The 10,510-nt window shown below is 68.0% G+C and carries 6 protein-coding genes; 1 reads left to right on the top strand and 5 read right to left on the bottom strand.

The annotated features are described in order from the left end of the window. The 3 genes from WKC72_RS33315 to WKC72_RS33305 form a co-directional block, all read right to left on the bottom strand. Entirely contained in the window at positions 1-1,449 is a 1,449-nt protein-coding gene (locus WKC72_RS33315) for a dynamin family protein (protein ID WP_370180897.1), read from the bottom strand. Further along, positions 1,446-3,191, bottom strand: coding sequence for an Isoniazid-inducible protein iniA (locus tag WKC72_RS33310; protein ID WP_370180896.1), 1,746 nt, complete (start codon positions 3,189-3,191; stop codon positions 1,446-1,448). Before WKC72_RS33310 ends, WKC72_RS33315 begins: the two co-directional genes overlap by 4 nt. An 88-nt stretch (positions 3,192-3,279) precedes the next feature. Continuing rightward, complete coding sequence (locus WKC72_RS33305) at positions 3,280-4,479, bottom strand: hypothetical protein (protein WP_370180895.1); 1,200 nt, start codon at positions 4,477-4,479, stop codon at positions 3,280-3,282. Positions 4,480-4,701: 222 nt separating this feature from the next. Here WKC72_RS33305 and WKC72_RS33300 point away from each other — a divergent pair, with 222 nt between their 5' ends. Further along, entirely contained in the window at positions 4,702-6,222 is a 1,521-nt protein-coding gene (locus WKC72_RS33300) for an Hsp70 family protein (protein WP_370180894.1), read from the top strand. A 1-nt stretch (position 6,223) separates the two neighbouring features. Here WKC72_RS33300 and WKC72_RS33295 read toward each other — a convergent pair whose 3' ends face one another. Both WKC72_RS33295 and WKC72_RS33290 read right to left on the bottom strand, forming a co-directional pair. Further along, positions 6,224-6,661, bottom strand: a complete 438-nt coding sequence (locus WKC72_RS33295; protein WP_370180893.1) for a hypothetical protein — start codon at positions 6,659-6,661, stop codon at positions 6,224-6,226. A gap of 9 nt (positions 6,662-6,670) precedes the next feature. Next, positions 6,671-9,934 (bottom strand): heterodisulfide reductase-related iron-sulfur binding cluster, encoded by a 3,264-nt coding sequence (locus WKC72_RS33290; protein ID WP_370180892.1) that lies wholly within the window; start codon positions 9,932-9,934, stop codon positions 6,671-6,673. Positions 9,935-10,510: the final 576 nt, after the last annotated feature.

The raw sequence follows: 10,510 nt of genomic DNA, 5'->3' as shown, positions 1-10,510 counted from the left end.
TCAACGCGCGAGCAGAGCCTCGCAGGACCGCGCCGCGCACGCGCACGCCTGGACCGTCGCCGTGTCGATGGTCGGGCGTCCCGCCTGGGACCGCCAGAACCGCAGGGCCGTCAGCGCGACGCGCGAGATCTGCTCCGGGGCGGCGTCGTCGGGCATGCCGAGGCGGGTGTGCGGCGACATGCCCTCGCCGCCGAGCACCCGCTCGAGCAGGACGACGTCCGCGTCCCGCAACTGCAGACCGCTGGTGCGCGGTCCCGACAGCACCCGCAGTTCCCGGAACACGTGCGTGTCCGCGAGCAGCCGGTCGGCCGCCCTGCTCAGGCTGCGGCTCGCCGACGACGGTGTGCGGGCCAGCACGGCCTTCAGCGACCTGAGCGCCGAGTGCGCCTTCAATTCGGTGCTGCGCTGACCGAACTGCAGATGCAGTGTGCGGCGGAGGTCCTCGAGGCCACTGTGCGTCGTCAGCTCGCGGGCCAGCGCCGGCGCGTCGGTCGCGCCCGCGCGAATCAGCCTGACCGCGAACCGGATACCGAAGAGGCCGAAACAGTCGAGGAGGTCGCGTCGCTGCCGGGCCGCCAGCAGGAGATCGGCGTTGTCGGCGGTGAACCGGGTGACCGAGCGCAGCGCGGGTTCGAGTGCGTCGTCCGGAACGGCTGCGAGCACGGAGAGGTCGTCGAACTCGGTCTGACGCAGCGTCCGTCCGCGGAGCGCGAGAAGTCCCGACACGGCGAGCAGGCTCCGTTGCACCCGGCGACCCGCGTCGTCCGCGGCGGCCCGGGCGGCGTCGAGGGTGCGTTCGCGGCCGCCCTTCACCTCGTCGGCGCGCGACAGCACACCGACGATGCCGAGCGGACCGGCCGCCGTGCCGACCCGGGTCTGCAACTGGTCGAGCAACCGCACGTCCGCGCCGTCGGTGCCCCGGGTCAGGTAGACGACGGCGTCGACGTCGCACGGCCGGTCCTCGGGAAGAAGCAGCGCCCGGGTGCGCGCCGACACGTCCGGCGAGTTCGACGACGTTCCGGGAGTGTCCACGAGCGTGAACTCGCCGAGCAGCGCCGACGGCCACCCCACCTGCAGTCGCTCCACCCGATCCGCGGTCACCGTCCCCAGATCCAGCGAGAGTCTGCCCTCGTCCCGGTGCACGGGCAGTCGCGTCCGGCGTCCGGAGTCGTGGGTGAGATCGATCCGCGGCGTGGCGGACTGCTCGAACCAGGTGACCACCCGGGTGCACTCGGTGGCGTCGGTGGGCGCGATCTCCTCACCGACGAGGGCGTTGAGCAGCGTCGACTTCCCGGCCTTCAGCGTCCCGGTGAGGGCGACGCGGAGCGGCTCCTCGAGACGGGCGCCGCAGTGCCGGAGTTCCTCGACGGAGGCGGGGTCGCCGCGCAGTTCGTGCCGGGCGGCATCGATCAGCTGACGGGTCTGCGCTCCCAGGCGAGTGACGCTCATGCCGCCACCCGCCCCGTGAATCCGGCGGCCTGCATTCGGATCTGCCGCAGCGTGTCGAGTTCCGTGCGGATCTGCGCCGACCGCGTCGCACGGTGATCGTCATGCATCTTCGACGCGTCCGTCGCCGCGCGCAGCGAATCGTCGACGGATCGGAGCATCTCGTTGGCCAGGTCGGTGAAATGGTCGCGCAGGACGCGCTGCACCTCGCGCAGCCGCTGCTTCGACTCCTTGCCCACCTGGAAGATGACGTCGTCCATCAATCTCGACACCGCCACCTTCGCCTCCGCCTGTCTGCGGGCGGTGCGCGCCTTGCGGTCCTCGCGATACGTGTTGGCGCCGAGCAGAACTCCGGCACCGATCGAGAAGGGATTCACCAGTGCCAGGCCTGCGAGGCTCGTGACGAGGCCGACCATCAGCACGCCACCGTACGACCCGCGCATGCTGGAGAGGACGCGTTGTGTGAAACCCTGCGCGCTCTCCAGGGATTCGAGGGTGTTGACGGGTTCGAGCACATGGTCCACGTCGTCGATGCGCAGCGCGGGAACCGGGACCTTGCCGTCCTCGGTGAAGCGTTGTGCGACCGAAAGGGCGAGGGCCCGCGAACGGGTGTGGGCCATCACGAAGTTCTCGCGCACACACGTCGCGATCTCGCCGTCGAGCCAGGAACCGAACTCCTCCCACCGCGGTGCCGGGTCGGACTTGCCGATGTCCTCCTCGGCCGCGCGGATGACGGTGCGCAGACGATGACGTAGGTCGTGCTCGATGTCCGTCATCAACTCGACAGCCCCGTCGGCCAGCGTGTACTGCCAGTTCGCGGATCGCTGCCGGAGCTGATCCGCCGCCGCGCGTGCCCGGGTCATCTGTTCGACCAGCGCGGCGCCGCGCTGCGGATCGCGCAGCGCATCCAATTCGGCGCCCAGCGACAGCGAGAGGTGGTCGGTGACGGTGCGAACATCGGCGATCACCGAGTTGCGGAGCACGACATCCGCTTGTGCGACGACCTGATTGCGCAGGTAGTCCACCAGTTGCGGGATGCCGGATTCGACGTCGAGCGCGTCGTCACCGGTCTCGCGGGCGTCCGCGTGCATCAGTGCGGACACCGGCAGCAGCGGCAGCGGTAGGTCCGCATTCTGCAGGTGGGTGCGGTTGGCTTTCTGGATGTGCGCCCAGCGCGGATAGAAGTCGATCTTGTTGACGACGCAGATCACCATCGGGCACAGCTGGTGCACCTGCGTGAGCAGGGCGATCTCGGGTTCGGTGTATTCCTGGCTCGCATCGGAGACGAACAGCACCGCGTCCGCCGTGGGGACGAGTGCCAGGGTGTCCGCGGCGCGGGCGGGAGCGTGACCGGAGAATCCCGGTGCGTCGACGAGCACCAGTCCCTCGGCGAGCAGGTCGTGGGGGAGCGTGATCGTCGAATCCGGGTCCGATGCGACAGGCCCGTACTCGACGACCACCGGCTCGTGCCGGGATTGCGCGGTCGCCGACACATCCGCGTCGACGAGCGCACCTGCCACCGAACTGACACCCTTGTCGGTCAGGCCGAGAACCACGACCCGCGTGCGCGGATCGGCGAGACGAGACTCGGTGTGCGACAGCCGGGTCAGGAGATCGCCGCGTCCCGCAGTCCGGGTGAGTGCCGCGAGTTGCGTCAGCAGCGCCGCCATCGACGCAGTGGTCTCGGCAGGAAGATTCGAGCGCGAAGGGGTGGCGACGGCGGGGGATTCGAGGGTGGCGTTCATGATCTCCGCAAGAGTGGGTGACGGACGTTCTGGAGAGGGGAGTGGCGGGCCCGCGTGCAGGGGAGTCGGCGGGCCCGCCACGTCGAGGTCAGAACACGTGCTGGTCGACGGTCGTCGTCGCAGTCAGGCTCTGATCGTGGGTGTCGAGAGTGGTACCGGAATCGGCCGTCAACCCCGACGACAGGCTCGTCGCATCGAGTGACGTGCCGGTGTCGAGCGCGGCGCTCGAGTCATACGTGGTGCTGGAGTCGTATGTGGTGCCGGAGTCGTATGTGGTGGCCGTGTCGAAGGTCGTTGCGGTGTCGGTCGTATTCGTGAGGTGGGTCGTGGTGTCGGTTGTCGTGGTGCCGCTCGTCGCTGTGTCGTGGCCGAGACTCGTGTTCGAGGTCGTGTGATTCGCCGACGAGAGATCGCCGGTCGCCGCGGTGCTGGTGACAGCCGTGGACGGGGTGGTCTCCTGGGACTGGCCGTGGTCCGCGGCCGGCGCCGTTGCCGCCGTGGTGGTTGTCGCTGTGGTGGTCGCCTCCGGTGTCTGGGTCTGGGTCGCGGTGGCCGTCACATGGTCGTCGGTCGCGACAGACGATGCTGTCGTCGTCTCGGATCGGCCGAGATCCGCGGTGGGCGCCGTCGCGTTCTGCGTGGCGTAGTCGGACGCAGTCGCCGCTACTCGTGTGCCCTCGTCGGCAGAGGTCGATGTGGGCTCCGAAGTCCGCGTATTCTGCTGATCCGCAACCTGATTCTGATTCTGTGTGTACGTCACCGCCGTATCGGAGTGGGTCGACACCGGGGTCGTCGTGATCGGCTGGGCGGCGGACGTCGCCGGCGCCGCACTCGCGGCCGGACCTGCTGCAGCAGGCTGCATGGCTGCGGGCGACGTCGGTGAGGACAGCGATGCCGTCGGTGCCAGAGTCGACGGCTGCGTCGCAACCGGGTTGGCCTGAGTGAACGCAGGCTGTGAGGTCTCGTGGCCGGCTCCCGCTCCCGCGACATTGTGGGTATCGGTGCGTCCGTCGTGGTCGGTGGCGTTGTTCTGGTGGGTCTGGTTGCCGGTGTCGTGTCCGGCGTTCTCGAACCCGCGGCTGCTGTTGTCGCGCGGTGAATCGTGGCGGGATTCGTCGGACGACTGCGAATTACGCTGCGGTGCACCGTGCTGAGCGGCTTCTCCGCCGATGGGGTTCGCCGGGTAGGTGTCGCGCAGGAGCCCGTCGAGTCCGTTGCGAAGAAGGTCCGCCACGTGGGGTGCGCCGCCCAGGTCGGGCTGCGGTGGGTGGATTTCGGTTCTCGTCATGAGTGCTCCTTCATCTCGGTTTGCCCCTTCGAGGCGACTGCCGACGACGGTATGGGCCGTTCCTGGGAAGACCATGGGAGGACGCTGCACCTTCCCTAGGGGCACGCGAAGCCGCACACAGGAACATCGCAGGAAGCACACAGTGGTCGGCACAGGAAGGCGGTTTAGCGTTTCGATCGGCAGGAAAGACGCCTGCCGTCACCACGGAACGGAGATCACGACATGCGGACATCGATGGGGATCAGTATGGGTTCCGACTCGTTCGTGTCCGCGCAGATGCACGGTGAATCGCAGATGCACCGGGAGCGCGACGGGTTCGCGGTGGTGCGGCACTCGGCCGAGCTCGTGCTGTCGTCGAGCAGCGCGCCCGCCCTCGGCCCGCACCGCAGCGGTCCGATTCCTCAGGGCAGCATCGTGTTTCGCGACTTCATCGACCGGGTCGGTGATCCGGTTCCGGTGATCGGCGACGACGGAACCCGGACCCCGGCCGCGCAATTGGTGACCACCGCGCTGGACTGCCTCATTCGTGGCCGCACCCCGTCGCCCGACCACATGGTGGTTGGGGCTCCGGCGGGATGGTCGGAATACGCCGTCGAGGAACTCGAGGACGAGATCCGCCGCTGGGGTCTGCTGCAGCATCGCACCGTCACCGTGATCCCCGAAACCATTGCGGCACTCACATGGATCTCCGGAGTCGAGACGCTCGACGACTACGCAACACTGCTGCTGTGCGACGTCGGAGCCCATTCCCTCGACCTGACCCTGGCCACGAGGCGCGGCGCCGATTTCGGTGTGGTCCGATCGACGCGGAGCGCCGACTTCAGCGGCGACCACGCCGACCGGCTGCTGATGGAACACGTGGTCGCGCTCGTACTGAACACGAACCCGGACTTCGACGTCGACGATCCCGCCCACCACGGTGCGCTGACCGAACTCGCCGCCCGCTGCCGGATTGCGAAGGAGCGGTTGTCGCAGGACACCTCTGCCGTGGTGACCGTCGAGCTTCCCGGAATCCGACGCCAGATACGCGTCATGCGGTCCGAATTCGAGGAAGTCATCCGCGGATCACTCACCCGCGCCGCGGACACGGTGGCCCGTGAACTCGAACGCCTCACCGAGATAGGCACCCCCGTCGACGCTGTCGTCCTCCTCGGCGGCGGAGCAGCGGTCCCGCTCGTGTCGGAACTGTTCTCGACGGCCGTGGACGTTCCACTCGTCGTCTCACCCGAGCCGGCGACGGCGTCCGCCCGCGGCGCGGCGGTGATCGCCGAGCGGGCATCGCTACAACAGTCGGGTTCCCGGGTGATGTCGGCACCGGGACCCCGGGTGACACCACCGGCGGCGCCGCGACCGGTCGTGGCAGCAGCGTCGTCTCGCGTGCTGCCCCCGCCCGCATCGGCTGAGGTGCCGACCCGGCGCGTCGCGCCGCCCGCAACGATCGTTGTGGCGCCGACGAGTGTGCCGGCGAGGGAGACGCCGAAGTCGGGGATCCGGGGATGGATGGTGGCGGCGAGCGTCGTCGTGCTCGTCCTCCTCGGCGCGGGCGCGGCGGCGACCCAACTGATCGGCCAGGACGACGCTCCCTCGGCGACGTCCACCACAACTTCGTCCGTCGAACAGGCTTCGTCGGCCGACGAGACCGCGCAGGACGACACCGTGCAGGAATACACCGTGCAGAACCCGGCGCCCGCCCAGCCGATGGGCGGCGGAATGCCGGGACGCGGCGGTGCCGGACCGCGGTAGGTCAGATCTCGGTGAGTGCGCGAGCCGACAGTGAGGCGTAGATGAGCATGAACACGAACAGCATCCAGCCCGCACCCTGCCAGATCGGCCACCGGCCGCCTGCCCGCCACACCCGGTAGGTCTGCACGAACGCTCCGACACCGCCCAAGAGCAGCAATGTGGGTGGACCGAAGACGAAGACGAGGACGTACTTCTCCCCGCCGGCACACTCCATCATCGACTCGGCGCAGTCACCGGACCCGATCGACATCCACGCGACCGAAAGGAGCGCGACGAGGACTGCACCGGCCGTCGCCGCCACCGTGTACGTGGCGGCGCGGCGAAAGGTGAGATCGGCGCCCGAAGTCATCATGTCGGAGGTTACGCCGTGCGCAACGCGGGCCGTCACGGAAACAGCAGCGCCCCCACCGATCACGGTGGGGGCGCTGCTGCTGTTCACTGCTGTCGGCTAGCTCTTCCGGCCCGGTGCCTTCGCGCCTGCCTTGAAACCGAGTCCGCCGGGCTTCGCCGGCGGCGGAGCCTTGACCGTCTCCGGGGCTTTGCCGTTGGATCCGTCGCCGTTCGACTCCTCGACCTTGGGAGCCGCGGTCGCGGGTGCCTCGGCCTTCGGCGCTTCAGCAGAGGGAGCCTCTGCCTTCGGTGCTTCGGCCTTCGGTGCTTCGGCCTTCGGTGCTTCGGCCTTCGGAGCGGCGGCCTTCGGAGCGGCGGCCTTGGGGGCCGCGGTCTTTCGTGCTCCAGGAGCCTTCGCGCCGCTCTTGAAACCGAGTCCACCGGCCTTCGCCGCCGGGGGAGCCTTCGGCACCTCGGCCGCGGGTGCCTCCGAAGGGGAGGAGGTGTCGGCGACCTGCGGTTCGGCAGCCTGGGGTTCGGCGACTGCCGGCTCGGCGGCAGCGTCCGCGGGAGCAGCCTTCGCGCCGGGAGCCTTCGCCTTGCCCTTCATCTGCAAACCCTTGCCGGGTGCCTTGGCGCCGGACGCGAGTCCGAGGCCCTTCGGCTTCGCCGCGGGTGCTTCCTGAGCAGGGGTTTCCGCTGCGGGAGCCTCCGCAGCCGGTGCATCGGCAGCCGGAGCGGCGGCCTTCGCGCCGGGAGCCTTGGCGGCACCCTTCATCTGCAGACCCTTGCCGCCCGGTGCCTTCGCACCGCCGGCGAGTCCGAGGCCCTTGGGCTTGGGTGCCTCCGCTGCGGGCGCCTCCGTACCGGCAGCCTCGGCCGGAGCGGGAGCAGCCTTCTTGGCGCCGGAAGCCTTGGCCCCGCCTGCCATGCCGAGTCCCTTGCCGGGTGCCTTGGCGCCGGGAGCCTTCGCCCCGGGTGCCTTGGCCAGGCCCTTCATCGCCAGGCCCTTGCCCGCCGGAGCTTCCGTGGCGGCCGGCGTTGCAGCGGCCTCCTCGACCTCTTCGACGCGCTCCTTCTCCACCACCTCGGCCTTGGCCTCGGCTGCTGCCGGCGATGCGGCCGGCTCGGCCGGCTTCTCGCGGGGGATGACCTTGATGTTCTCGCTCAGCTTCTCGGGCTCGAGACGCGTGATGGACGAGAGCATCAGCTGGGCGACGTCCACGACCTCGACGCCCTCGCCCTGGCCGGACTCCTGGCGAGCGGTGACACCGTCGGTGAGCATGACGCGGCAGAACGGGCAGCCGGTCGCGATCTTCTTCGGATCCGTGCTGAGCGCCTCGTCGACCCGGTCGATGTTGATGCGCTTGCCGATGTTCTCTTCCATCCACATGCGGGCACCACCGGCACCACAGCACATGGACCGCTCGCCGTGACGGGGCATTTCCTTCAGCTTCGCGCCGGAGGCTTCCATCAGCTCGCGGGGTGCGTCGTAGACCTTGTTGTGGCGGCCGAGGAAGCAGGGGTCGTGGTAGGTGACGTCCTCACCGACGGACGCGACCGGAATCAGCTTCTTCTGGCGGACCAGGCGGTTGAGCAGCTGAGTGTGGTGAACCACCTCGTACTCGCCGCCGACCTCCGGGTACTCGTTGCCGAGGGCGTTGAAGCAGTGGGCGCAGGTGACGACGATCTTGCGCTTGCGCTGCTCGACGCCGTCGAAGACGGAGTTCAGCAACTCGATGTTCTGCATGGCGAGCTGCTGGAACAGGAATTCGTTACCCGCGCGGCGAGCGGAGTCACCGGTGCACGTCTCGTCGGCGCCGAGCACCATGAACTTCACGCCGGCGGTGGCGAGCAGTTCGGCAACGGCCTTGGTGGTCTTCTTGGCGCGGTCCTCGTAGGCGCCGGCGCAGCCGACCCAGAAGAGGTACTCGTAGTCCTCGAAGCTGTCCGCATCCTGGCCGAACACCGGGATCTCGAAGTCCATCTCGTTGATCCAGTTGAGACGGTCCTTGGAGTTCTGGCCCCAGGGGTTGCCCTTGTTTTCGAGGTTCTTGAACAGGCCGGCCAGCTCGGACGGGAACTCCGACTCGATCAGCACCTGGTAACGGCGCATGTCGATGATGTGGTCGACGTGTTCGATGTCGACGGGGCACTGCTCGACGCACGCGCCGCAGTTGGTGCAGCTCCACAGCGTCTCGGCGTCGATGACCGGGGCCAGCTCGCCTTCGACGGTGTCGCCGACCAGCTTGCGCTCGGCCTCCTGGCGCGCAGCCTCCGGGATCGCGGCCAGCTTGGCCTCGTCCACGGCGCCCTCGCCGTTCACCAGGCCGACCTCGTCGCCGCCCATGTCCTTGCGGCCACCGGCCAGCAGGTACGGGGCCTTCGCGTAACCGTGGTCGCGCAGCGAGGTGATCAGCAGCTTCGGGGACAGCGGCTTGCCGGTGTTCCACGCGGGGCACTGCGACTGGCAGCGCCCGCACTCGGTGCAGGTGGTGAAGTCCAGCCAGCCCTTCCACGAGAAGTCCTCGATGTTGCCGGCGCCGAACGTGTCGGTGTCCGGGTCGGCGTCCTCCATGTTGATGGGCTTGCCGCCCGACATCATGGGCTTGGCCGCACCGAGGGCGACGTCGCCGTCGTCCTCACGCTTGAAGTAGATGTTCGCGAACGCCGCGAAACGGTGCCAGGCGACACCCCAGGTGATGTTGCGTCCGACGACGTAGAGCCAGATCATGCCCGACATCAGCTTGACGAAGGCGAAGAACGCGACCATGTTCGGGCTCGCGGGCAGCAGCTTCGCGAGGTTCATCGTGAAGAAGTCGGTCCACGGGTTGGCGTGGCCGTAGGTGGCGATCTTGCCGGCCTTCACGAAGATCATGCCCAGGCCCTCGATGAGGACGACGGCCTCGACGAAGTACGCGGCCTTGAAGTCGGAGCCACTGAAACGGGACAGCCGGGCGGGCACGCGGGGGTGGTTGAGCTGGCGGATCACGATCAGCGTGGTGATACCGATGACCGTGCCGAGGCCCAGGATCTCGTCGATGAAGTGGTAGACGGCGGTGTTACCGACCAGCGGCCAGTGGAACGCCGGGTCGAACGTCTGCCCGTACGCCTCGAACCACACGATGGCTCCGAGCATGAACCCGACCATGACCAGCCAGTGAGCCCAGCCGACGGTGCGGAACTTGCTCATGCGGGTGTGCGCGATGAACTCGACGCACATCTGCTTGAAGCGCGGGAAGAACGGGCGCCATCGGTCCGGGGCCGACTGGCCGATCCGGACGACGTTGACCATCTTCAATGCGCCAGTGATGAAGGAGAACCAACATACGAGGCTCAGCAGCACGCCGATGGTGCCCAACGTGATCGTCAGGGCATTCATGTCGCGGCCTTTCGTTTCAGGGCGGCAGGGCGGCCACCTCGGGACTGCTCGTGATCCTAACGCTTGCTAAGTTACCCGCTAGTAACTTATTTAGTCTACCTGCGGGTAACTTACCGGTGTTCGGCGGGATCTCTGCAGCTCGGGCGCCGATAGGGCATGTGGTGCATGCCACAATCGGACTTTCTGTTCGTCACGTTAAAGGGTCGGAATTGCGGCGTTCACCCAAGGTCGCCCTAACTTCGGCCGGCAGGCGTCCGAGGCCGTCCGAGCGGCTTCGTGAGAGGGCTCCGTGGGGTCGTTTTCGTCACGAATTCGACGCGGTTGCATTGCGTCCGGATAACGATGGGCAAATATTCTGCGTGCTCACGTCGGCTCTTCCGTTAATCCGGGCGAGTGACGTAATTCATCGCGTGTAATTCGCGCGAATTACGCCGATTCGATTCGCTACTGATCGGTAACTTGCGGGGGTGGTGAATTTTTCGTCAATGAACAAATTCGGCCGTGATTCCGCTGTTACTCTGAGCGTGTTTTCCGGCCCTGGCCAGCGGCCGCACGGGGGGCCGAGCAGTGCACTTC

The organism is Rhodococcus wratislaviensis (assembly GCF_041228765.1).
Taxonomy (GTDB): Bacteria; Actinomycetota; Actinomycetes; order Mycobacteriales; family Mycobacteriaceae; genus Rhodococcus_F; species Rhodococcus_F wratislaviensis.
Note: the sequence above shows the minus strand (reverse complement) of the source record. Positions and strands in the feature narration are given on the sequence as shown.